This window comes from Streptomyces sp. LARHCF249 (assembly GCF_052871255.1).
Genome location: NZ_JBIXJQ010000010.1, coordinates 167560 through 190112, shown reverse-complemented (window position 1 = coordinate 190112; position 22553 = coordinate 167560). Strand labels below are relative to the sequence as shown.

At 70.8% G+C, this 22553-nt stretch carries 27 protein-coding genes; 20 read left to right on the top strand and 7 right to left on the bottom strand.

The window, feature by feature from the left end; genetic code table 11:
* Positions 1-128 precede the first annotated feature (128 nt).
* Both ACIPUC_RS27500 and ACIPUC_RS27495 read left to right on the top strand, forming a co-directional pair.
* Complete coding sequence (locus ACIPUC_RS27500; protein ID WP_446592870.1) at positions 129-1112, top strand: glycosyltransferase family 2 protein; 984 nt, start codon at positions 129-131, stop codon at positions 1110-1112.
* Positions 1112-2446: a polysialyltransferase family glycosyltransferase gene (locus tag ACIPUC_RS27495; protein ID WP_446592868.1), complete on the top strand. Its 1335-nt coding sequence runs from the start codon at positions 1112-1114 to the stop codon at positions 2444-2446. The genes ACIPUC_RS27500 and ACIPUC_RS27495 overlap by 1 nt, the downstream gene beginning before the upstream one ends.
* A gap of 6 nt (positions 2447-2452) precedes the next feature.
* On the opposite strand, the gene leuE is transcribed toward ACIPUC_RS27495, so the two are convergent.
* Both leuE and ACIPUC_RS27485 read right to left on the bottom strand, forming a co-directional pair.
* A complete protein-coding gene (gene leuE / locus ACIPUC_RS27490; RefSeq protein WP_446592866.1) occupies positions 2453-3103 on the bottom strand; it encodes a leucine efflux protein LeuE in 651 nt (216 codons plus the stop codon).
* A 44-nt stretch (positions 3104-3147) separates the two neighbouring features.
* Positions 3148-4731 (bottom strand): acyl-CoA mutase large subunit family protein, encoded by a 1584-nt coding sequence (locus ACIPUC_RS27485; RefSeq protein WP_446592864.1) that lies wholly within the window; start codon positions 4729-4731, stop codon positions 3148-3150.
* Positions 4732-4903: 172 nt separating this feature from the next.
* Here ACIPUC_RS27485 and ACIPUC_RS27480 point away from each other — a divergent pair, with 172 nt between their 5' ends.
* Positions 4904-5770: a L,D-transpeptidase family protein gene (locus tag ACIPUC_RS27480; protein ID WP_446592863.1), complete on the top strand. Its 867-nt coding sequence runs from the start codon at positions 4904-4906 to the stop codon at positions 5768-5770.
* Between the two features lie 174 nt (positions 5771-5944).
* Here ACIPUC_RS27480 and ACIPUC_RS27475 read toward each other — a convergent pair whose 3' ends face one another.
* Positions 5945-7027 (bottom strand): hypothetical protein, encoded by a 1083-nt coding sequence (locus ACIPUC_RS27475; RefSeq protein ID WP_446592861.1) that lies wholly within the window; start codon positions 7025-7027, stop codon positions 5945-5947.
* Positions 7027-7779 (bottom strand): RNA polymerase sigma factor, encoded by a 753-nt coding sequence (locus tag ACIPUC_RS27470; protein ID WP_446593057.1) that lies wholly within the window; start codon positions 7777-7779, stop codon positions 7027-7029. Before ACIPUC_RS27470 ends, ACIPUC_RS27475 begins: the two co-directional genes overlap by 1 nt.
* A gap of 394 nt (positions 7780-8173) precedes the next feature.
* On the opposite strand from ACIPUC_RS27470, the gene ACIPUC_RS27465 reads away from it, so the two are divergent.
* The 8 genes from ACIPUC_RS27465 to ACIPUC_RS27430 all read left to right on the top strand — a co-directional run bounded on the left by ACIPUC_RS27465 (position 8174) and on the right by ACIPUC_RS27430 (position 14505).
* Positions 8174-8740 (top strand): 2-oxo-4-hydroxy-4-carboxy-5-ureidoimidazoline decarboxylase, encoded by a 567-nt coding sequence (locus ACIPUC_RS27465; protein WP_446593055.1) that lies wholly within the window; start codon positions 8174-8176, stop codon positions 8738-8740.
* Between the two features lie 152 nt (positions 8741-8892).
* Complete coding sequence (sdhC, locus tag ACIPUC_RS27460; RefSeq protein ID WP_446592859.1) at positions 8893-9273, top strand: succinate dehydrogenase, cytochrome b556 subunit; 381 nt, start codon at positions 8893-8895, stop codon at positions 9271-9273.
* A gap of 5 nt (positions 9274-9278) precedes the next feature.
* On the top strand, positions 9279-9761 hold the full coding sequence (locus tag ACIPUC_RS27455; protein ID WP_030663932.1) for a succinate dehydrogenase hydrophobic membrane anchor subunit: 483 nt from the start codon (positions 9279-9281) through the stop codon (positions 9759-9761).
* Between the two features lie 24 nt (positions 9762-9785).
* Positions 9786-11540: a succinate dehydrogenase flavoprotein subunit gene (gene sdhA, locus ACIPUC_RS27450; RefSeq protein WP_446592856.1), complete on the top strand. Its 1755-nt coding sequence runs from the start codon at positions 9786-9788 to the stop codon at positions 11538-11540.
* A complete protein-coding gene (locus tag ACIPUC_RS27445; RefSeq protein WP_362308156.1) occupies positions 11540-12307 on the top strand; it encodes a succinate dehydrogenase iron-sulfur subunit in 768 nt (255 codons plus the stop codon). The genes sdhA and ACIPUC_RS27445 overlap by 1 nt, the downstream gene beginning before the upstream one ends.
* Before the next feature lie 154 nt (positions 12308-12461).
* On the top strand, positions 12462-13094 hold the full coding sequence (locus ACIPUC_RS27440) for a Uma2 family endonuclease (protein ID WP_446592854.1): 633 nt from the start codon (positions 12462-12464) through the stop codon (positions 13092-13094).
* 58 nt (positions 13095-13152) lie between these two features.
* A complete protein-coding gene (locus tag ACIPUC_RS27435; RefSeq protein WP_446592853.1) occupies positions 13153-13674 on the top strand; it encodes a hypothetical protein in 522 nt (173 codons plus the stop codon).
* A gap of 66 nt (positions 13675-13740) precedes the next feature.
* Complete coding sequence (locus ACIPUC_RS27430) at positions 13741-14505, top strand: alpha/beta fold hydrolase (RefSeq protein WP_446592852.1); 765 nt, start codon at positions 13741-13743, stop codon at positions 14503-14505.
* 53 nt (positions 14506-14558) lie between these two features.
* Here the strand turns inward: ACIPUC_RS27430 and ACIPUC_RS27425 are convergent, their stop codons facing one another.
* A complete protein-coding gene (locus tag ACIPUC_RS27425; RefSeq protein WP_446592851.1) occupies positions 14559-14933 on the bottom strand; it encodes a VOC family protein in 375 nt (124 codons plus the stop codon).
* A 75-nt stretch (positions 14934-15008) separates the two neighbouring features.
* Here ACIPUC_RS27425 and ACIPUC_RS27420 point away from each other — a divergent pair, with 75 nt between their 5' ends.
* The 9 genes from ACIPUC_RS27420 (at position 15009) to ACIPUC_RS27380 (ending at position 20841) form a co-directional block, all read left to right on the top strand.
* Positions 15009-15746: a hypothetical protein gene (locus ACIPUC_RS27420; protein ID WP_446592850.1), complete on the top strand. Its 738-nt coding sequence runs from the start codon at positions 15009-15011 to the stop codon at positions 15744-15746.
* 81 nt (positions 15747-15827) lie between these two features.
* Positions 15828-16247 (top strand): hypothetical protein, encoded by a 420-nt coding sequence (locus ACIPUC_RS27415; RefSeq protein ID WP_446592849.1) that lies wholly within the window; start codon positions 15828-15830, stop codon positions 16245-16247.
* 30 nt (positions 16248-16277) lie between these two features.
* Positions 16278-17606: a hypothetical protein gene (locus ACIPUC_RS27410; RefSeq protein WP_446592848.1), complete on the top strand. Its 1329-nt coding sequence runs from the start codon at positions 16278-16280 to the stop codon at positions 17604-17606.
* Between the two features lie 29 nt (positions 17607-17635).
* Entirely contained in the window at positions 17636-18136 is a 501-nt protein-coding gene (locus ACIPUC_RS27405; RefSeq protein ID WP_446592847.1) for a hypothetical protein, read from the top strand.
* 4 nt (positions 18137-18140) lie between these two features.
* Positions 18141-18653, top strand: coding sequence for a hypothetical protein (locus ACIPUC_RS27400; protein ID WP_446592846.1), 513 nt, complete (start codon positions 18141-18143; stop codon positions 18651-18653).
* The gene (locus ACIPUC_RS27395) at positions 18653-19117 is read left to right on the top strand and encodes a hypothetical protein (protein WP_446592845.1); all 465 of its coding nucleotides are present in this window, start codon (positions 18653-18655) and stop codon (positions 19115-19117) included. The genes ACIPUC_RS27400 and ACIPUC_RS27395 overlap by 1 nt, the downstream gene beginning before the upstream one ends.
* Positions 19118-19234: 117 nt before the next feature.
* Positions 19235-19639 carry a hypothetical protein gene (locus tag ACIPUC_RS27390; RefSeq protein WP_446592844.1) on the top strand — a complete coding sequence of 135 codons (405 nt, stop codon included), beginning with the start codon at positions 19235-19237 and terminating at the stop codon, positions 19637-19639.
* A gap of 3 nt (positions 19640-19642) precedes the next feature.
* Positions 19643-20071, top strand: coding sequence for a thiol-disulfide oxidoreductase DCC family protein (locus tag ACIPUC_RS27385; protein WP_446592843.1), 429 nt, complete (start codon positions 19643-19645; stop codon positions 20069-20071).
* Between the two features lie 11 nt (positions 20072-20082).
* On the top strand, positions 20083-20841 hold the full coding sequence (locus ACIPUC_RS27380) for a TetR family transcriptional regulator (RefSeq protein WP_446592842.1): 759 nt from the start codon (positions 20083-20085) through the stop codon (positions 20839-20841).
* A 61-nt stretch (positions 20842-20902) separates the two neighbouring features.
* Here ACIPUC_RS27380 and ACIPUC_RS27375 read toward each other — a convergent pair whose 3' ends face one another.
* On the bottom strand, positions 20903-22192 hold the full coding sequence (locus ACIPUC_RS27375; RefSeq protein ID WP_446592840.1) for a metallophosphoesterase: 1290 nt from the start codon (positions 22190-22192) through the stop codon (positions 20903-20905).
* The gene (locus tag ACIPUC_RS27370; RefSeq protein ID WP_446592839.1) at positions 22189-22509 is read right to left on the bottom strand and encodes an SCO4848 family membrane protein; all 321 of its coding nucleotides are present in this window, start codon (positions 22507-22509) and stop codon (positions 22189-22191) included. The genes ACIPUC_RS27375 and ACIPUC_RS27370 overlap by 4 nt, the downstream gene beginning before the upstream one ends.
* Positions 22510-22553 lie beyond the last annotated feature (44 nt).

The following is a 22553-nucleotide window of genomic DNA, read 5'->3' as shown; positions in this document are numbered from 1 at the left end:
AACAGCGGGTTAACAACGCGTCTACGGAACGCGAAAGCGCGCGGGTTAACGCGTCCGCCGCGCGCCGTTCACGTGGAATCCGCATCGGGGTCACAGTGAATGCCGGACGGCGTCCTAATGTCTCACGGGTGCCCAAGCTCTCTGTTGTCGTGCCGTTCTACAACGTGCAGACATATGCACCAGACGCCCTGAAGAGTCTCGAACTCAACGCCCGGGACGATTTCGAGTTCCTGCTCGTCGACGACTGCTCGACGGACGGGACGCCCGGCCTGCTGGAGCGGGCGGCGCGCGAGCTGCCGGGGGCGGTGCACCTCAGACACGAGCGCAACGGCGGCCTGGCCACCGCCCGCAACACCGGTCTGGACGCGGCGAACGGCGAGTACCTCGCCTTCCTGGACGGGGACGACTGGCTGGCGCCCGGCCACCTCGCCCGGACCCTGGCCGCCATAGAGGCCCTGAACTGCGATTTCGTCCGCACCGACCATGTGAAGTGCACCGGCAGGACGCGCAGCGTGCAGCGGGTCCCGTACGGCCCGCAGTCGGTCGTCGCCGATCCGCGCACCGCGATCCTGCCCGCCGACCGGGCCACCTCGGTGGACTATCCGTACGCCTGGGCCGGGATGTACCACCGGCGGCTGCTGGACCGCGGGCTGCTGCACTTCACCGACGGTCTGCGGACGGCGGAGGACCGGCCGTGGATCTGGCGGCTGCACCGGGAGGCGGAATCCTTCGCCGCGGTCGGAATGCCCGGAATCTTCTACCGGCGCGGGGTGGCCACGTCATTGACCCAAACCGGTGACGAACGGCAGCTCGATTTCATTCGCGCATTTGATCAAGTGCTCTCGGATACCGCGGCGGACGTAGAATCGGACCTCCTGCTCCCGAAAGCCGTCCGAACATATTGCGCGATTATCGCGCATCATTTCGGATCCATCGAGAGGTTCGAACCGGACGTGTCCAGAAAACTCCGTTCCATGAGCACGGCCGCGCTCGGCCGCATGCCCCAGGACGTGCTGGACCGGGTCCTGGACTCGATGGACGCGGAGCGCTCCACGCTGCTGCGCCGCGTGCGCGGCCGCCGCCGTACCACCGCCTCGGGGGCGAACGCCTGATGCCCACCCAGATCTTCCTGGCCTCCACCCTCTACGGAGCCGCCACCCTCGCCGCAGGCATCGACGCGGGCGTCTTCCCGCCCTCCGGCCGCCGCATCCTGCTGACCAGCAACCACGCCGTCACCGCCGAGGTCAGCCCCGGGGTCGCGGACATGCCGGGCTTCGAGGCCCTGCGCCCCCGCTTCGACGAGGTCCTCGACTGGAACCGCGTCATCGAGCCGCAGCACCCGAGCACCTGGACCCCCCGCGCCGAGGACGTCCCGCTGTGGGAGCGGCAGCTGCGCGCCCTGTGGGACCTGGGCGAGGACCGCGTCGAACTGATCGTGGAGTCCCTCCAGGTGCCGCCCGCCCAGGCCCTGTGCCGGGTCTTCCCGGGCGCGGCCGTCGACGTGTACGCCGACGGGCTGATGAGCTACGGCCCCACCCGCATCCGCCTCGACCCGCAGCTCGGGATGCGCGTGCGGCGCGTCCTGCACCTGGACCTCGTACCCGGACTGGAGCCGCTGCTCCTGACCGAGTTCGGCGTGCGGGTCGAACTGGTGCCGTCGGAGGCGTTCCTGAAGGTGCTGGCGGAACTGCCCTCGCAGGACACCGCCCTGGACGGCGTCGGCGACTCCCCCGCCCTCCTGCTCGGCCAGTACCTCTCGGCGCTCGACCTCATGACCCCGGACCAGGAGGAGGAGCTCCACGTCTCGATGGTCCGCGGCGCGCACGCCCTCGGCCACACCGAGCTGGTCTTCAAACCACACCCCAGCGCCCCGGCCGCCTACTCCCGGCGCGCGGAGGAGGAGGCCGAGCGGCTCGGCGCCCGCATGACCGTGATCGGCACGCCGTTCCTGGCCGAGACCCTCTACCAGCGGCTGCGCCCGGCGCTGGTCGTCGGCTGCTTCTCCACCGGCCTGCTGACCGCCGCCACGCTGTACGGCCTCCCGGTGGCGCGGACCGGCACGGACGCCATACTGGCCCGCCTGACCCCGTATCCCAACAGCAACCGCGTGCCGCTCGCCCTGGTGGACGCCCTGCTCCCCGACCTGGCGGACGCGGAGGCGGTGCGCACCTGGACCCCCCCGACGCCCGAGCGGGTCCGGGCCGAACCGGCCGGGCTGCTGACGGCGGTCGGATTCACCATGCAGCCGCAGATCCTCGCCGCGCGCCGGGCCGCGGCCGAGGCCTACCTGTCGAGGCACCTGACCGACCGCACCTGGCGGTACTTCACCCGCCGCCGGCTGACGGCGCTGGGCCTGCCGGGCGGCATCCCCGCCCAGCTGTCGTTCCTGCCCCGCAGCCGGGCGGTGCGGCGCATGGCCCGGCGGCTGCGCCGCGTCCTCGGCTGAGGGGACTCAGCCGACCGCCAGCTTCGCCGCGAACCCCAGGAACAGCACGCCCGCCGCCGAGGTGGCCCCGGCCGACAGCCGCTTGCGGCGGCGGAACGCGGCGGACAGCCGGGTCCCGGTGAAGATCAGCGTCGACAGGTACAGGAAGCTCGCCAGCTGGGACAGCGTGCCCAGCAGCAGGAACGACAGGGCGGGGTAGGCGTAGCCGGGGTCCACGAACTGCACGAAGAAGGACAGCAGGAACAGGATCGCCTTCGGGTTGAACAGGCTCACCACCAGCGCCCGCCGGTACGGCCGCTCCATCCCGCCGGCCGGCTCCGCACCGGTGAGCAGCTCCTCCTGCCGCGCCTTGCGGTCGCGCCACATCCCCCAGGCGGCCCGCATCATCCCCACGGCCAGCCACGCCAGGTACCCGGCGCCGAGGAACTTCACCACGGTGAACAGCAGCGGGCTCGCCTCCAGCAGCGCCCCCGCGCCCGCCGCGGTCAGCACCATCAGCACGGTGTCCCCGGTGAACACCCCGCAGGCGGCCTTGTAGCCCTCCTTCACCCCGCGCCGGGCGGCGACGGACAGCACGTACAGCGAGTTGGGCCCCGGCAGCAGAACGATCAGCACCAGGCCGGCGAGATAGGTAGGAAGATCTGTCACACCCAGCATGGGCAGGAGTGTCCCACAAGGACACACCTGTCAGGACCTGGATTTCACCACGTGGAACCGACCGGCTCGTACGTCCCCCACACCTCCCGCAGCGCCCCGCAGACCTCCCCCACCGTGGCCCGCGCCCGCAGCGCCTCCTTCATCGGGTACAGCACGTTCGTCCCCGTCCCCGCGGCCGCCTCCCGCAGCCGCGCCAGCGCGGACCGCACCGCCTCCCCGTCCCGCTCCGCCCGCAGCCGCGCCAGCGCCGCGCACTGCCGCGCCTCGATCTGCGGGTCCACGCGCAGCGGCTCGTACCGCTCCTCCTCCTCCAGCGCGAAGCGGTTGACCCCGACCACCACCCGCTCCCCGCCGTCGGTCTCCCGCGCGATGCGGTAGGCGTTCCGCTCGATCTCCGCCTTCTGGAACCCGGCCTCGATCGCGGCCACCGCCCCGCCCCGGGCCTCGACCTGCCCCATCAGCTCGAGCACGGCCGCCTCCAGGTCGTCGGTCATCCGCTCCACCGCGTACGACCCGGCGAACGGGTCCACGGTGTGCGGCACGTCCGTCTCGTACGCGAGGACCTGCTGGGTGCGCAGGGCGAGGCGGGCCGACTTCTCCGTGGGCAGCGCGATCGCCTCGTCGAAGGAGTTGGTGTGCAGCGACTGCGTGCCGCCCAGCACGGCGGCCAGCGCCTGCACGGCCACCCGTACGAGATTCAGCTCCGGCTGCTGTGCCGTCAGCTGGACCCCTGCCGTCTGGGTGTGGAAGCGCAGCATCAGCGACTTCGGGTCCCGCGCGCCGAACTCCTCGCGCATGACCCGGGCCCAGATCCGCCGGGCCGCGCGGAACTTCGCGACCTCCTCGAGCAGGGTGGTGCGGGCGACGAAGAAGAAGGAGAGCCGGGGAGCGAACTCGTCGACCGCCATCCCCGCCTCGAGCGCCGTACGGACGTACGCGATGCCGTCGGCGAGGGTGAAGGCCACCTCCTGCGCGGGCGAGGCCCCCGCTTCGGCCATGTGGTAGCCGGAGATGGAGATGGTGTTCCACTTGGGGATCTCGGCCCGGCAGTAGCGGAAGGTGTCGGCCGTGAGCCGCAGCGAGGGCCCGGGCGGGAAGATGTACGTCCCGCGGGCGATGTACTCCTTCAGCACGTCGTTCTGGACCGTGCCCGTCAGCTGCGCGCCCGAGATGCCCTGTTCCTCCGCGACCAGCTGGTAGAGCAGCAGGAGCAGCGCGGCGGGCGCGTTGATCGTCATGGAGGTGGAGACCCGGTCCAGGGGGATCCCGTCGAACAGCGTCCGCATGTCGTCGAGGGAGTCCACGGCCACCCCGACCTTGCCGACCTCGCCGTGCGCGAGGGGTGCGTCGGAGTCGTGGCCCATCTGGGTCGGCAGGTCGAAGGCGACGGACAGCCCGGTCCCGCCGCCCTCGATGAGCTGCCGGTACCGGGCGTTGGACTCGGCGGCCGTGCCGAAGCCGGCGTACTGCCGCATGGTCCACGGCCGACCGGTGTACATGGTCGGATAAATCCCCCTGGTGTAGGGGAAATCCCCCGGCTCCCCCAGCGCGATGCGCGGAATCCACCCCGTCAGGTCGCGGGGGCCGTAGACGGGTTCGATCGGAATGCCGCTCTCGGTGCGTGCCATGTGACGAAGTCCTCCATAGAGCAACCGGGGCCGGGACTGGTAGAACCGTCCCGCTTCGTAAGGCTGTGGACGGCTGCTGGTCACAATGGCGCAACATCCCGGAACCCAGTGCAACTCTCCACGCGCGCGAAGCATCACCTAGATACACGACGTAGAAACCGGGGGACTGCTAATGCACCGCCAGAGAGTCATATTCCGCACGCTCGGGGTGGCCACCGCCGTCGCGCTCGCCGCGACCGCCTGCGGGCCGGAGAAGTCGGAGTCTGCGGGCTCCCCTTCACCGACCTCCGCTTCGCCCACGGCGGGCGCCTCCCCCGAATCCTCCCCGTCCACCGACAACAAGCCGGCCTCGCCGTCCCCGTCGGCCTCCGCCTCGGCGTCCCCGTCCGCCTCTCCTTCGCCTACGGTGAAGCAGATCATGGCCAACGGCGATGACAGCGACCAGGTGCGCGAGCTCCAGGCCCGCCTGAAGCAGCTCAAGCTCATGTCGGTCGCGCCGACCGGCTTCTACGGGACGAAGACCACCGCGGCCGTGAAGTCCTTCCAGTCGAAGCACGGGCTGAACCCCACCGGTTCGGTCGACGAGGCCACCTGGAAGAAGATCCAGAGCACCACGAAGAAGCCCACCGCCGACGAGCTGAACCCGCCGACGGTCAACGAGGCGGACGCGCCCGACCCGCGCTGCATGGAGGGCCGGGTCATGTGCATCAGCAAGGAGAGCCGCACCCTCGCCTGGATGATCGACGGCAAGATCATCTCCACGATGGACGTGCGCTTCGGCTCGGAGAACACCCCGACCCGCGAGGGCGTCTTCAAGGTGGACCGCAAGGAGAAGGACTGGACGTCCACGCTCTACCACACGGCCATGCCGTACTCGATGTTCTTCAGCGGCGGCCAGGCGGTGCACTACTCGGCCGACTTCGCGGCCCGCGGCTACGCCGGCGCCTCGCACGGCTGTGTGAACGTCCGGGACAAGGGCAAGCTGTCGGCGGTCTTCGGCCAGGTGAACGTCGGCGACAAGGTCGTCGTCTACTGGTGAGCCCGGAGCGGCACGGGCGGAACGGTCTGAAGGTTAGAGGCGCGGGCAGGGCCGGGGGAACGTGCCCCGCCCGCGCCGGTTGCGCAGAGCCCAGGGGTACGGGGGGAACCCCGGCTCATGCGCGGCCGATGACCAGTCGGCTCGCTATGTACTGCGCCGCAGATTCGAAAAGTGTTACAGGCGGGACGAGACCGGGCCCGGAACCGTGCTCGGAGTCCTGAAGATCCCGCCACTCGTACCGCTGTCCGCCGGCGCACTCGGGCTGTTCAGGCGTCCGTCGTCGTGGACGACGCCGTCCAGCAGCGCCTCGCAGTAGTACGGGATGCGCGCCAGGCCCTTGGCCAGGCGGGACAGCCGCTCGCGCCGGTCGTCGTTGAGGTGCCCGGCCCGGTAGTCCTGGCACAGGTCCACGGCCCGGCGCTGGTTCTCCCGGTCGCGGTCGCGGTCCGGGGTGGTGCTCCCGTCGCCGGAGCCGTCCGGGGTGCCGTCCACCCGGAACGTGCCGTCCTTGGTGTCGCCGTCCTTGGTGGCCGTGCCCGCGCCGCCGGTGGCGGAGCCGCCGGACGAGGTCCCGCCGAGGAGGCCGCCGCCTGGAACCGGGTACCCGTCCGCGCCGGGCGGCAGGGAGGTGCCCGCGGAGGCCGTCGGACCGGTGCCGTCCGGCCGGGAGGTGGGACGCAGTTGCGGGGCGAGCGTCGAGCCGCCGCCGTCGCCGGGAGCCGGGTCCCCGTCGGCGCTGACGGACATCGCGGGTCCGGGACCCGCGGTGTCGCGCCGGGACTGGTCCAGCAGCCCGGCGCCCGCCGCCGCGGCGAGTCCGCCGACCGCGACGCTCGCCAGGGCCGCCGCGAGGCCGAACCGCACCGCCCGGGCGCGCCGGGGTGCGGGCACGCGCAGGCCGGCGGCGTGGCCGAGGGCGACCAGCGGTTCGCCGGAGCGGGCCGCCGTCGCGGAGGGCGAGAGCGCGGCGGACGAGAGCGCGGGTGCGGAGGACGGGGGCGCGCTGAAAGAAGGCGCGGAGGACGAGGGCGCGCTCGCGCCGTGCGCCGCGCGGAAGGCGGCCATGGCCGCGGCCTCGCCGGGCAGTTCGCCGGCGGCCGGAGCGGCCGGAGCGAGGCTGTCGAGGGCGGCCCGCAGCCGGGCGGCTTCGCGCCGGGCCCGCGGATCGGCGGCCGGTCCCACGGGTTCCACCGGTTCGCCGCGCAGCAGTCTGTCCGCGGCGGCACTGTCCAGCCACCTGTCGTGCTCGTCGGCCATCACATGTCCTTCTGCGTCCGCCAACGTGAATGCGTCACACCGGTTTGTTCTACGAGTCCCCCGCCGTGGCCGCGCTGCGCGGGTACGGCGTCGAGATCCCTCCCGCCCCTGCCGCCCCGTGCCTGGCCACCGGCATTATGGCCGACGCGCGCACCCGCATCCCCGTCGAGGTCCGACTCCGGCTCGAAGCCGCCCTCCGCGGCCTCCGGGCCGAGCAGCTCGGCCAGCTTCTTCAGACCGCGGTGCGCGGCGGTCCGTACGGCGCCGGGACGCTTGCCGAGGGTCTCGGCCGCGCTCTTGGCGTCCAGGCCGACCACGACGCGCAGGACGACGGCCTCGGCCTGGTCCTGCGGCAGCTGCGCGATGAGCGCCATGGTGCTGCCGGTGGACAGGGCCTCCATCGCGGCGCCCGCGGTGTCGCAGTCGGCGGCCCAGCTGGTGAGCTCCGTGTCGTCGCCGCCGATGGCGGGGCGGCGGCCGCGCATGCGGATGTGGTCGAGGGCCCGGTTGCGCGCGATGCGTGCGGCCCAGCCGCGGAAGCGGTCGGCGTCGCCGGTGAAGGACCCGAGGTCGCGGGCGATCTGCAGCCAGGCCTCCGAGGTCACGTCCTCCGCGTCGCCGTCACCGACGAGCGTGCGTACGTATCCGAGCAGGCGTGGGTGCACGGCGCGGTACACAGCACGGAACGCGTTCTCTTCGCCGTCCTGTGCCGCGAGCACCGCGGCGGTCAGCTCCGCGTCGTCCCCCAGCAAAGTCCCCAACCCGTTCACTGTCCTGTACGTCTGGCGCAAATCAGCACGTTACGGCTTTCCCGCACCTTCGTCCACGAGTTGTACAACGAGCAACCATTCCTGCGCGGAGCGAGGTGTGACACAAAACGCACTCAGGGCGCTGACAGGGATACGGGCTTGTCGCACGAGCCCGTGACGGATGGTGGCCGGGGCCTCTCCTGTGGGGGGTGGCGGCCTCGGCCGCCCTCCCCGTCGCGGACAGTCTCCGACTCCCGGCCCCTCTTCGGTGCGTATCCATGATGCTCCCGTCATCCTTTCGGCTCACTTCCGGGTGAATTCCCCGAATGCGTACGACACACCCCGCCCCGCGTCGCTAGCGTGACAGGACACCCGCGCCACGCCCCGAGGAGCCCCGCTGTCCAGCCACCTTCCGGCACAGGCCCGCGGAAGCTCCGAACCCTCGCACGGCTCCGGGCTGGCGCGGTTCAACACGCTGTCCCCACAGGTCGCCGAGGCGGTCCTGATGCAGTGCTGCGGCAGCAGGCGCTGGGCCCACCGGGTCGCCACACACCGCCCGTACCCCGATTCCGAGTCCTTGCTCGCCGCCGCGGACGAGGCTTCGTACGACCTCTCGCAGGCGGATCTGGCCGAGGCGCTGGCCGCCGAGTGCTCGGCGGAACTGGAGCACGGGGCCCCGTACTCCGCCGTACTGGCCCTCGACGCGGGCCACGCGGAGTACGAACGCAAGTTCGGCCACGCCTTCGTGATCTGCCTCGAAGGGCGTACGCCGGAGGAGCAGGCCGACCAGCTGCTGGGCGCGATCCGCAGACGGATGGGGCACGACGTGGACGAGGAGCGCTCCATCTCCGCCGACGAGCTGCGCCGCCTCGCGCAGGCCCGGCTGTGCGACCTGACACATTGGCTGACGTCTGCCGATGGTCCGACTGGGGCTGAAATGGGGCTATTCGCCCCTGTCGGATAGTCCGTCCGAGCCTGTTTGATCACACCGATGGCCCCCGCGCGAAGGAACCGACAAAGCGTCGCTACGATGTCCGGGGCCGGAGGACCGTACCCGGCCGGGCCCGACCGACAAAGAAGCCGGCTGGCCCCCGCCCCGCTTCCGGAGGGTTTTCCGTGCCGGCTGGAACGTTGTACCGCGGCCGGGAAGGAATGTGGTCCTGGGTGGCTCATCGAGTCACCGGCGTCCTCATTTTCTTCTTCCTGTTCGTACACGTCCTCGACACCGCACTCGTCCGCGTCTCCCCCGAGGCGTACGACGATGTCGTGGCTACCTACAAGACGCCGATCGTCGCGCTGCTGGAGTACGGCCTCGTCGCCGCAATCCTGTTCCACGCGCTCAACGGTCTGCGTGTCATCGCAGTGGACTTCTGGTCCAAGGGCCCCCGCTACCAGAAGCACATGCTCTGGTACGTCGTGGGCATCTGGATCGCGCTGATGATCGGGGCCATCTACCCCCTTCTCAGCCACGCCTACCTTGAACTGTTCGGGAAGTGACACGCATGTCTTCTGACACTTCTTCCGCCAAGGTCATCGGCGACGTCGAGGGCGTGAGCCTCTACGACGTCGACAACCCGGCGCCGTACATCGAGGCCCCGCGCAAGCGCACGGGCAAGACCCCGCGCTCGACCCGTGGCAACTTCGAGATGGTCGCGTGGCTCTTCATGCGCCTCTCGGGCATCGTGCTCGTCGTCCTCGTCATCGGCCACCTGCTGATCCAGCTGGTGCTCGACGGCGGCGTCTCCAAGATCGGCTTCGCCTTCGTGGCCGGCCGGTGGGCTTCCCCGTTCTGGCAGGTCTGGGACCTGCTGATGCTGTGGCTGGCCATGCTGCACGGCGCCAACGGCCTGCGTACCGTCATCAACGACTACGCGGAGCGCGCCAACACGCGGCTGTGGCTGAAGGGCCTGCTCTACACCGCCACGGTGTTCACCATCCTTCTGGGCACGCTGGTGATCTTCACCTTCGACCCGAACATCCGCTAGGCACGGGCTGAGGCGAATCGACTCATGAAGATCCACAAGTACGACACCGTCATCGTCGGCGCCGGTGGCGCGGGCATGCGCGCCGCCATCGAGGCGACGAAGCGCAGCCGCACGGCCGTGCTGACGAAGCTCTACCCCACCCGCTCCCACACGGGCGCCGCGCAGGGCGGCATGGCCGCCGCGCTGGCCAACGTGGAAGAGGACAACTGGGAGTGGCACACCTTCGACACGGTCAAGGGCGGTGACTACCTGGTCGACCAGGACGCCGCCGAGATCCTGGCGAAGGAGGCCATCGACGCCGTCCTCGACCTGGAGAAGATGGGCCTGCCGTTCAACCGCACCCCGGACGGCACCATCGACCAGCGCCGCTTCGGCGGCCACTCGCGCAACCACGGCGAGGCCCCGGTCCGCCGGTCCTGCTACGCCGCGGACCGCACCGGCCACATGATCCTCCAGACGCTGTACCAGAACTGCGTCAAGGAGGGCGTGGAGTTCTTCAACGAGTTCTACGTCCTGGACCAGCTCCTGGTCGAGGAGGACGGCGTCAAGAAGTCGGCCGGTGTGGTCGCGTACGAGCTCGCCACCGGCGAGATCCACGTGTTCCAGGCCAAGGCCGTCATCTACGCCTCCGGCGGCACCGGCAAGTTCTTCAAGGTGACCTCCAACGCGCACACCCTCACGGGTGACGGCCAGGCGGCCTGCTACCGCCGCGGCCTGCCGCTGGAGGACATGGAGTTCTTCCAGTTCCACCCGACGGGCATCTGGCGCATGGGCATCCTGCTGACGGAGGGCGCCCGCGGTGAGGGCGGCATCCTCCGCAACAAGGACGGCGAGCGCTTCATGGAGAAGTACGCGCCGGTCATGAAGGACCTCGCGTCCCGTGACGTCGTCTCGCGCTCCATCTACACCGAGATCCGCGAGGGCCGCGGCTGCGGTCCGGCCGGTGACCACGTGTACCTGGACCTGACGCACCTGCCGCCGGAGCAGCTCGACGCGAAGCTCCCGGACATCACCGAGTTCGCGCGTACCTACCTGGGCATCGAGCCGTACACGGACCCGATCCCGATCCAGCCCACCGCGCACTACGCCATGGGCGGCATCCCGACCAACGTCGAGGGTGAGGTCCTCATGGACAACACCACCGTCGTCCCGGGCCTGTACGCGGCCGGCGAGGTCGCGTGCGTGTCGGTGCACGGCGCGAACCGCCTGGGCACCAACTCGCTGCTGGACATCAACGTCTTCGGCAAGCGCTCCGGCATCGCGGCGGCGGAGTACTCGGCGCAGAACGACTACGTCGAGCTGCCGGAGAACCCGGCCCAGCAGGTCATCGACCTCGTCGAGCAGCTGCGCAGCTCCACCGGCAACGAGCGGGTCGCCGACCTGCGCCTGGAGCTCCAGGAGACGATGGACGCGTGCGTGATGGTGTTCCGTACGGAGCAGACCATCAAGACGGCGGTCGAGAAGATCGCCGAGCTGCGCGAGCGCTACAAGAACGTGTCCGTCCAGGACAAGGGCAAGCGCTTCAACACGGACCTGCTGGAGGCCATCGAGCTGGGCAACCTGCTCGACCTGGCCGAGGTCATGGCCGTGTCCGCGCTGGCGCGCAAGGAGTCCCGCGGCGGTCACTACCGCGAGGACTACCCGAACCGCGACGACGTCAACTTCATGCGCCACACCATGGCGTACCGCGAGGTCGGCGACGACGGCAAGGACTCCGTCCGGCTGGACTACAAGCCCGTCGTCGTCACCCGCTACCAGCCGATGGAGCGTAAGTACTGATGGCCACCCCCACCCTGTCCAAGACGGACGAGATGGAGGCCGCGGCCGCGGCCTCGCCGTACATCACGGTCACGTTCCGGATCCGCCGCTACAACCCCGAGATCTCGGACGAGGCGCAGTGGCAGGACTTCCAGATCGAGATCGACCCGAAGGAGCGCGTGCTCGACGGTCTCCACAAGATCAAGTGGGACCTCGACGGCACGCTGACCTTCCGCCGCTCGTGCGCGCACGGCATCTGCGGCTCCGACGCGATGCGGATCAACGGCAAGAACAGGCTCGCCTGCAAGACGCTGATCAAGGACATCAACCCGGAGAAGCCGATCACCGTCGAGGCCATCAAGGGCCTCACGGTGATGAAGGACCTCGTGGTCGACATGGAGCCCTTCTTCCAGGCGTACCGCGACGTCATGCCGTTCCTGGTCACCAAGGGCAACGAGCCGACGCGTGAGCGCCTGCAGTCGGCCGAGGACCGCGAGCGCTTCGACGACACGACGAAGTGCATCCTGTGCGCCGCGTGCACGTCCTCGTGCCCGGTGTTCTGGAACGACGGCCAGTACTTCGGCCCGGCGGCGATCGTCAACGCGCACCGCTTCATCTTCGACTCGCGCGACGAGGCCGGTGAGCAGCGGCTGGAGATCCTGAACGACAAGGACGGCGTGTGGCGCTGCCGCACGACCTTCAACTGCACCGACGCGTGCCCGCGCGGCATCGAGGTCACGAAGGCGATCCAGGAAGTGAAGCGCGCCCTGATCACGCGCCGCTTCTGACCCGGCGCTCACCTGCCGTACGAGGGCCCCGCACCCCGGTTTGTGCACCGGGGGCGGGGCTTTCGCCCGTTCTGATGAAGGCCCGGCTTCCGGCCGCCGAGCCGGTCTCCGTCCTACGATGATGGTCTCGACAGCAGCCCACGGGAGGCACGTGATGTCCGCAGCACATGCTGAGCAGCCCTACGGCGAACCCCAGCCCCAGGCCGAGAAGACACTGCTCGATCATGCCGACGAGCTCATGCAACGGAACCCGGGCTTCCGAGTCGAGATCATCGGAGGGCAGATCCTCATGTCCCCACCGGCCGACGGCCCCCACGCGGAGGCCCTGACCGATCTCATGCTGCCCTTCCTCGCCGCAGGGCTGCATGGCGATGAGGCAAGGGTGCTCCAGGCCATCGGCCTCTGGCTCCCAGACGGGCCCGAGGACTACGCCATCCCGGACCTCTCGCTGGTCGACGCCGACTACAGGGAGCACGCGGCGAAGTTCAACTGCTACGACCCGGTCGCGTTCCGCCTGGTCCTGGAGGTCACCTCCAGCAACTACAAGACCGACCTCCGCACGAAGGTCGCCGCCTACGCGGATGCCAAGGTCCCGGTCTACGTGATCGTCGACCGCAAACACAACCGCCTGCACGTCCTCACCGACCCGGAGCTGGACGAGTACGCCGTCCACAGCGTCCACGCCCCCGGCGAGCTCGTCACCCTGCCCGAGTCGATCGGGGCCAAGGTCACCCTGGACGTCGAGGCCGTTTTCGCGGCGGCGCGGCGCAAGCCCGAGAGCAAGTAGCCCCGGGAGACTCAGCGTTCATGGCGCCCCGGCTGGTCACTGTGGAAGGATCGGCCACATGAGCGAGCAGCAGCCGAATCCTTACGCGAGCGACCCCAGCCAGGGCGGCGACTACAAGTGGGGCCCGGGCGAGGCCAGTTACGGCTATCCGCAGCCCTACCCGGCGGCGGCCCCGGCCTACCAGCCGACCGTGGGCGCCGGCATGCCGACCCCCGCCTACCCCACCGCCGCCCCGGGCGGCGCCGGCTTCTCCCTCGGCGACATCAGCATCGCCGGCGACCAGATCATCACCCCGTCGGGCGCGATGCCGCTGCGGGGCGCGATGTGGAACGCGACGGACTTCTCCCGCACCGAGGAGAAGATCCCCACCCACGCGATCATCCTGGCCGTCATCTTCTTCCTGTTCTGCCTGCTCGGCCTGCTGTTCCTCCTGATGAAGGAGAAGAAGACCACCGGCTACATCCAGATCACGGTCACCAGCGCGGGCCGCCACCACTCCACGATGATCCCGGCCACGGACGCGATGGCGTACCAGCGGGTGATGGGCCAGATCAACTTCGCCCGGTCGCTGAGCATGTGAGGCACTGTCCCCCGAAGCCCCTGAAATCCAGTGGCGGTTGGGGGCCCGGGGCCGGAGGATCCGGGGATGAGCGTTTACTTTGAGGTGTCCGGGCCCGTGGACGGACCCGCCGTGGTGCTGCTGCACTCTTCCGTCTGTGACCGGCGTATGTGGGACCCGCAGTACGGACCGCTCGGCGAAGCCGGGTTCCGGGTGGTCCGTCTCGACTTCCGGACTTGTGGGGACTCCCCCGCCGCGGAGGAGCCGTACAGCGACCACGGCGACGTCGTCGCCCTGATGGACCGGCTCGGCATCGGGCGCGCCGCGTTCGTCGGGTCCTCGTACGGCGGGCAGGTCGCCCTGACGGTCGCCGCGCTGCACCCGCAGCGGGCGACCCGCCTGGCCCTGCTGTGCGCGGGCCGCCCGGGGCACCGGCCCGACAGCCCCGAGGTGAAGGAGTTCCGTGCCGCCGAGGACGCGCTGGTGGAGGCCGGCGACCTGGCGGGTGCGGCCGCGCTGAACGCCCGTACCTGGCTCGGCCCGGACGCCGACGAGGCCGCGCACGCCCTCGTACGGGACATGCAGCTGCGGAACTTCCGGAACTCCCTGATCCCCGCCGGGGACCACGAGCTCCCCGAGCCGGCCGTCGACCTCGCCTCCGTCACCGCGCCGACCCTGGCCGTCGGCGGCGCCCACGACCTCCCCGACTTCCGCGACATCGCCGCCGAGCTCCCCGGCCTCGTCCCGGGCGCCCGCCACCTGGAACTGCCCTGGGCGGGCCACCTGCCCTCGCTGGAGCGTCCGGCCGCGATCACGGACCTGCTGCTGGAGTTCCTGCACCCGATCCGGTGACGTGCACGCCGACGGGACGCGCCCGTCCTGGGTCCGGTCCTCCCGGGTCTCGGCTACTTATCGCGCTCGGCCGCGCTGCGTTCCACGCAGAACTCGTTGCCCTCGGGGTCGGCCAGCGTCACCCAGCCCGTGCCGTCGGGGTTGCGGTGGTCGCCGACGACGGTGGCGCCCAGGGCGAGGATGCGTTCCACCTCCTCGTCGCGCGTGCGGTCCTGCGGCTGGAGGTCCACGTGCACCCGGTTCTTCACGGTCTTGGCGTCGGGCACCGTCACGAACAGCAGCGCCGAACCGGGCGCCGTGACCAGGGCCTCGGGGTCGCCCGGGGAATCCTCGTCGGAGACCTTGCCGTCCAGGACGCCGGCCCAGAACTGCCCCAGGGCGTAGGCGTCGGAGCAGTCGAAGGTGAGGTGTCGCACGAGAGAAGTCATACGGCGGACTATCGGACAGGGGCGCCTTGGCTGTCCACCGAGTTCGGCGGCCGGGGTCTGTGATGGAGTGGCGCCATGACCGACTTCGAGACGATCACGGTTCCGGACCACCTCTGCGGATACCCGGGAGTCGCCTTCGGCGGCTACGTGGCGGGCGTGCTCGCCGGGCGGGCCGCGGCGAAGACCGTACGGGTGGACTTCCGCCGGCCGGTGCCGACCGGTACACCGGTCCTGCTCACCGGGACGGCCGACGGCGGCGCCGAACTCACCTCGGGTGAGTTGCCGTTGGCGGCCGCGACACCCGCCGAGCTGCGTACGGACGTGGCCGGCGTACCCGATGCGCCCTCCTGGGCGGCGGCCTCGGCCGCCGCCCAGGCCTACCGGGCGGCCCCGCCGGACGGGTCGACGGACTGCTTCGGCTGCGGCCTCGACCGTACGCCCGCCACCGGACTGGGCCAGCACTGCGGGCTGGTGCCCGGCCGTGAGGACATGGTCGCCACCGCGTGGACTCCGGCACCCGAACTCGTGGGTTCCGAGGGCCTGTTGCCGCCCGAGCTGGTGTGGGGGTCGCTGGACTGTCCGGGGAACGCGGCCGGAAGGCTGCTCGGCGGCCGCCCGGCAGGAGCCGTCACGGCCGCGCTGACCGCCCGGCTGCTGCGGCCGGTTCCGGTCGGCGAAGGCCTGGTCACGTACTCCTGGCTGCTCGGCTCGGAGGGCCGCAAGTACACGGTCGGCACGGCCCTGGCCACGGCGGCGGGCGACCTCTGCGCCTTCGCCGAGGCGCTGTGGGTGCAGCCGCGCCAGGCGGTCTAGGCGCCCCGGCCCGCAGGGCGCCTTGGCCGGTTCACATCTGCCGTGCATATGATCGAGACCTCGGGACGGGGAGGCGTGAACATGTCAGAGGATCTCGGTCAGGTGGGCATGCGGTTGAACCAGGTGCCGCCGGAGCCAGGGCTGTCGAGCCCAGGGCCGCCGGCTCCGGTCGGTCCCGGCGGGCCCGGCGACTTCGCCTCCACGCCGGCGGAGAAGAAGGCCGCGGCGAACACGATCGAGACCGAACTCGAGCCGGACACCAAGAAGGCCACCGAGCACGCGGACGACGCCACCGGCACCGCCCAGAAGGGCTTCGAGGGCTGGGACACCGCCTCCGGCCTGAAGAAGGTGGCGGACACCTGGGACCAGCAGGTGAAGACCCTGATGGGCCGCCTGGCCGCGGAGAAGAGCGCACTGCGCGGGGCGTCGGGCCTTTTCGCCCGCAACGACACGGGCCTGTACAACCAGTTCGCGTCGCAGTCGAAGCTGAACGGTCTGTAGGGGGCTGCGGTGCTGACCTATGCGGAAGTCATGACCACGGACCTGGGCCTGCTGACGACGGCCGCCGCCAAGTGGGACTCCATGGCGGGCGAGCTGAAGAAGGTCGAGACGCGCTACGGCGAGACCGTCCAGAAGATCACCATGGGCGACAACTGGTCCGGCCTCAGCGCCGGAAGCGCCCACACCGGCTTCGCGGCGACCCGCTACGAGTACGCCGCCGCGCAGAGCCAGGCCAAGGCCATCGCGAGCCTGCTGCGCGACGCCCACGAGAAGTTCACCGACCTCAAGAAGAAGCTCGAGAGCGCGCGCGACGACGCGATAGCCGCCGGCATGACCGTCTCCGAGCAGGGACACGTCGCCTTCGACTACGCGAAGCTCACCCCGTCCGAGCGCAGTGCCTACCAGCACGACCCCGACGGCCAGACGATCATCCGCGAAGCGGTCGCCAAGTGGCAGACGCACATCAACGACCGGGTGAAGGCCGTCACCGAGGCGGACCAGCTCGTCAAGGTCGCCCTCGAGGGCGCCGTCGTCGACAGCAACCGGGACGCCCTCGGCAAGGGCGCCGACCAGACCCTGAACGGGTTCAACAACTACGCCGAGGGCGACCTGGCGAAGGTCAAGAAGCCCGACGAGTCCACGGTCGAGACCAAGACCGACAGCGAGGGCAAGGTCACCGTGACCGGACCCGACGCCGGTTTCACGGTGAGCGGGACCAAGTACGGCAAGGAAGGCTCGGTCAAGGCGTACGCCGACCTCTTCCACGCGAAGGCGGAAGGCTCGACCACCATGGGCGGCGTGAAGCTCTCCGGGGTCGAGGACTGGTACGGCGGAGCCCGGGCCACCGCGAACTACGGCGCCACCAACAAGGGCCTCGTCGGCAAGGCGGAGGCGTCCGTGGGCATCCGCGCCTTGAACGAGGGCCGGATCGAGTACGGGCACGTCGGCGGGTACGGACGCGTCGAGGGATTCGCCGGCGGCGAGGCCGGGGTCAGTGCCGGGGTGGGCCCGGAGGGCCTCAACGCCGGAGCGAAGGCGTTCGCCGGCGGCAAGGCCAGCGTCGCCGGGGGCGGCGAGGTCGCCGGCATCGGCGCCGGCGGGACCGCCGAGGGCTGGGCCGGCGTCGGCGCGGAGGCCAACGTGACCTTCGGCAAGGGCGAAGACGGCAAGTTCCACATCGGCGGCAAGGCGGGCCTCGCCCTCGGGTTCGGCGGCTCCGTGGGCGCCGAGTTCACCTTCGACCCGGACAAGTTCACCAACGCCGCGGGCGACGCCGCCGACGCGGTGGGCGATGCGGCGGACGCGGTCGGCGACTTCGCCGGCGGCGCCAAGGACGAAGTCGTCAGCTGGTTCGACTGATGTACTTTGCCCTGGAAGGAAGGTCCTAGATGTCCACGACACTGCCCGTGCCGATCGAGTTCCGCCTGCCGGATGGCTGGGTCCCGGCCCCGCCGGACGCGGTCAACGCCCCGGGCGTGGCCTTCGTCGCGCTGCATCCGCATCCGGACGCCGGGTTCACGGCCAACATCACCATCGAGGGCGAGTTCCTGGCGGAGGAGGCGACGCTGGAGGGCCTCGCCGACGCGTCGGTGCAGAACCTGCACGGGGTCGCCGAGTCCGTGACCGTGGTCCACCGCCGGGAGATCGGCTCCGCGGACTCCCCTGGCCTGACCCAGCGGCTGACGTTCTCGGCGGTCGCCGGCGGCGCGCGCCGCGATCTCGTCCAGTCCCATGTCCAGCTGGCCGTGGTCGACGCCAAGGACCCGCACAAGCGCGCGGTGATCAAGATGGTCCTGACCGCCACCGCGGCCCAGCACGACAGCGTCCTGGGCGACTTCCAGGAATTCCTGCGCACCGTCCGCCCGGAGACCGGGACGGGGGAAGGCTGATCCGATGGGCCTCTTCGACAAACTGACCGGCACCCAGCACCCCGCGGGCGGAGTCGCACCCCGTTCCGCCGAGGAGGTACGGGCCGCGCTCTTCGCGCTCAACGCGCCGGACGTGGCGTACGCCGTCCGCAACGCCGCCCCCGCGGACAAGGCCGACCTGCTGGCCGAGTGGCGGATCCTGGAACCTGCCTGGAACACCTTCTTCCTCCGCACCCAGCTGACCCGGACCCTCAAGGTCCGGATGCGCCTGGTCCCGGAGAAGCACGAGGTCCGCGCCCTCGACGAGCAGTGGGAGGTCACCTGGGCCGGGAACACGCCCCGGCTGGCGATCGCCGCCGAGCAGTCCCGCGGCCAGGTGAAGACGGTGTCCAAGCGCTGGTCGGTCGAGCGGGGCGAGGACGGCAGCCTGCACAGGACGGAGGTCTTCGACTTCGACACCGCGCAGCTGAAGGACCCGCTGCGCGAGGCCGTGCTCGCCGCCGGATGGACCTGGCGCGGAGTGGTCTTCAAGCTCTGATGGGCCGCCTGTGGGACAGGTACACGGGCACCAGGCACCCGCACAAGGGCATCCGGCCGCGGCCCGCCCCAGAGGTCCGGGACGCGCTGCTCGCGCTCAACGGCACGGGTCTGCCGTTCGCCGTACGCCGGGGCACCCCGAAGGAGGGGTGCGACCTGGTGGCGGCCTGCCGGGTCCCGGAGCTGCGCCTGACGCTCAAGATCCGTATGCGCCTGCTCCCGTCGACGCGCGAGGTACGGGCCCTCGACGAGCGGTGGGAGCCGTCGCACGAGTCCTCCCGTGAGCAGTACGGCCGCGGCCCGGCGACCGCGGTGTACAGGCAGTGGGAGTTCAAGAAGGGGCCGGACGGCCGCCGGCACAAGGTCGAGGCGCTCCGCTTCGACACCCGGGACGTGAAGGATCCGCTGCGCAACACGGTCCTCGCCGCGGGATGGACCTGGCGCGGCGCGCTCTTCGCCCTCTGACCGCGCGAAAGCACCGCCTTCGGCAGGCCGTCGCCCGACATTCGCTTGAACCTGTTCAAAAAAAGGCCTACAGTCATGCCTGTCAGCAGTTGAACACGTTCAAGGGGGCTGAGGGCAATGGACCTCACTGTGGTCGCGTACGTCATCTACCTGTTCATCAGCATCGGGCTCACCATCTGGGTCGCCCGTACGCTCAGCCGTAACGGCCGCGTCTTCATCGGCGACGTCCTCCAGGGGAACGAGAAGCTCGCGGACGCCGTCAACCAGCTCCTCGTGGTCGGCTTCTACCTCGTGAACATCGGCTTCGTGACCCTCTACCTCCGCTCGGGCGAGGAGATAGTCAAGGCCCGCGAACTCTTCGAGGCGCTCTCGGCCAAGCTCGGCATCGTCCTGCTGGTCCTCGGGGTCATGCACCTCGGCAACGTCTGGGTCCTGAACAAGATGCGCCGCCGCGGCATCATGGAGCGCCAGCAGACCCCGCCGGTCGCCCCGCAGGGGTGGACCGCTCCGGCCGGGGCCTGACCGATGGCCGCGCCCGGGTCGGCGGTGCAGCACCTGACCGTGCTCTACGACGCCGGCTGTCCGCTCTGCGTGCACATCAGGCACTGGCTGCTCGCACAGCGCTGGCTGGTACCGCTACGGCTCATCCCCGCCGCGTCGTTCGAGGCGCGGCGGCGGTTCCCGAAGCTCGACCACGAGTCGACGCTGAAGGAGATCACCGTGATCGGGGACTCCGGGCAGGTGTGGACCGGGACCGACGCCTTCATCGTGTGCCTGTGGGCGCTGGCCGAGCACCGGCCGAAGGCCAACTGGCTGGCCGCGCCCGCCGGTCGGCCCTTTGCCCGGGCGGCCATGTACACGGCCTCCGCATGGCGACAGGCCGTACGGACCGAGGGGGGTCCGCAGGGGGCGGAGGACCCGGCCTGTGACGACCAGTGCTCCGTCCCCCGATAGGCTCGTGCACCGTGACTGATCAGAAGGCTCCCAAGAGCGAGCAGACCCGCACGCTCATCCTCGAGACCGCGCTCCGTCTCTTCCAGGAGCGCGGCTTCGACAAGACGACGATGCGGGGTATCGCGAAGGAGGCCGGTGTCTCGGTCGGCAACGCCTATTACTACTTCGAATCGAAGGAACACCTGGTCCAGGGGTTCTACGACCGGATCGGCGCCGCGCACCAGGCGGCGGTCCGGCCCATCCTGGACAGCGAGACCGATCTGCAGAAGCGGCTCGCGGGCGTGCTGACGAGCTGGATGGACATCGCGGCCCCGTACCACGAGTTCGCCTCTCAGTTCTTCAAGAACGCGGCGGACCCTGAAAGTCCGCTCAGCCCGTTCTCCCCCGAGTCGGAGGACGCGCGGCAGGCGGCGATCGACATCCACCGCGAGGTGCTCGCGGGGGCGAAGACCAAGGTGCCGGCCGAACTGGCCGACGTACTGCCGGAGCTGATGTGGCTCTCGCAGATGGGCCTGGTCCTGTACTGGGTCTTCGACCGGTCGCCGAACAGCGAGAAGACGCGGCGGCTCGCCGAGCGCGGCGCCCAGCTGACGACCCGGGGCATCGTGCTGGCCCGGTTCCGGGTGCTGCGGCCGCTGGTGCGCGAGGTGCACGAGCTGTTCGCGGACTTCCTGCCCGGTATGGCGCAGACCGCCACGGCTGGTGCCCGCAAGCGCGCCTCGGATCCGGAGCAGGACCCGGCGGACCCGTCCGACCCGAAGACCGCGTAGGCCTGCGGCCGGTGGCCGAGGACGCCGCCGGGAGGCGTCCCGGGCCGGGCCGAGATCGCGGTCAGGCCTGATATGAGGCGAGTTCGACGACGGTGATGTCGGACGGCGCGCCGACCCGGACCGGAGGGCCCCAGGCACCGGCTCCGCGCGACACCCAGAGCTGGGTGTCGCCGTACCGCTCCAGGCCGGCGACGGTGGGGTTGGCGAGCTCGGCGAGGTAGTTGCCGGGCCACAGCTGGCCACCGTGGGTGTGGCCGGAGAGCTGCAGGTCCACGCCGTGCTTGACGGCGTCGTGGATGACGACGGGCTGGTGGGCGAGGAGTACGGCAGTACGGGCGCGGTCGCGGTCGCCGAGCGCTGCCCGGAAGTCGGGGCCGTGTCCCTCGGTCTCGCCCGCGATGTCGTTGACCCCTGCGAGGTCGAAGTACGGGAGCGGGCGGCGGGCGTTCTCCAGCGGGGTCAGTCCGAGCTCGCGGACGTGGTCGATCCACTGCTGGGCGCCGGAGAAGTACTCGTGGTTCCCGGTCACGAAGTACGTGCCGTGGCGGGCGGTGAGCCGGCGCAGCGGCTCGGCGGCCGGTCCGAGGTCGTGGACGTCGCCGTCGACGAGGTCGCCGACGATGGCGATGAGGTCGGGCTGGGTCCGGTTGACGGTGTCGACGATGCGCTGGGTGTGGGCGCGGCCGAGGATCGGGCCGAGGTGGACGTCGCTGACGACGGCGATCCGGAAACCGTGCGCGGCGCGCGGCAGCTTGGCCAGCGGGACCTGTACGCGCCGGACGCTGGGCCCGCGCAGGACGCCGTGCGCGCCGTACGCCCCGTTCGCGACGGTCCCGAGGGCCACGGCGGCGGCCGAGCCGCCGATCGCCCGCGCGACGAACCGACGGCGGGTCAGGTCGGTGTCGGGACCGGGGGCCGGGGCGGGGGCGGGGGCCGGGTCAACGCCCGCGCCGGCGCCGGCACCAGCGGTGGCAGCGGCCGGTACCGGTGCCTGTGCCTGTGCCTGTGCCGCCACTCCGGAGGCGACCCGGTGGGCCAGTCGGCGGAGCAACAGCGCGCGGATCGGCTCCGCGACCAGCATCGTCAGGGTCAGGTACAGGAGTACCGCGAGCCAGAGGAACCCGGGCCAGGCCACGGCCTGCTCGATCGGGAAGGGAACACCCGCGCGGCCCGCGGTCAGCGCGGCCACGGAGAGGAGGGGCAGGGCGATGGCCAAGGTGGTGCCGGCGCGGCGGGGCAGGCCGCCGGGGGCGGTGGTGTCGCGGACCAGGCGGATCCACAGCCAGCGGTGGACCAGCACCAAGAGGGCGATGACCGTGAGCGCGACCAGCGCGAAGACGGCGATTCTCATGCGTCCTGCTCCTTTGCGTCCTGCCTCTTTGCGCCCTGCTCTTCTGCGCCCTGCTCTTCTGCGTCCTGCTGCTCACGTGATGCACGCCGCAGCGCCCGGACCCCGCGCAACCCGATCACCCCGACGGCCGTCCCCAGGAGAAAGGACGTCACCGCGAGCGTCAGGTGCACCCAGAAGTAGGCCGTGGGGTCGCCCGCCGCATCGAATGCCTGCCCGCTGCCGTTCTTCCACAGGTTCCGGACGAAAGACACCCAGATGAACCAGCTCCACACTCCGAAGGCGAGCAGGAACCAGGAGGCGGTACGGCTGAGTCTCATGGCCCCAGTATCGGATCGGTCCCCAGGACGGACGCGCCGGGGTG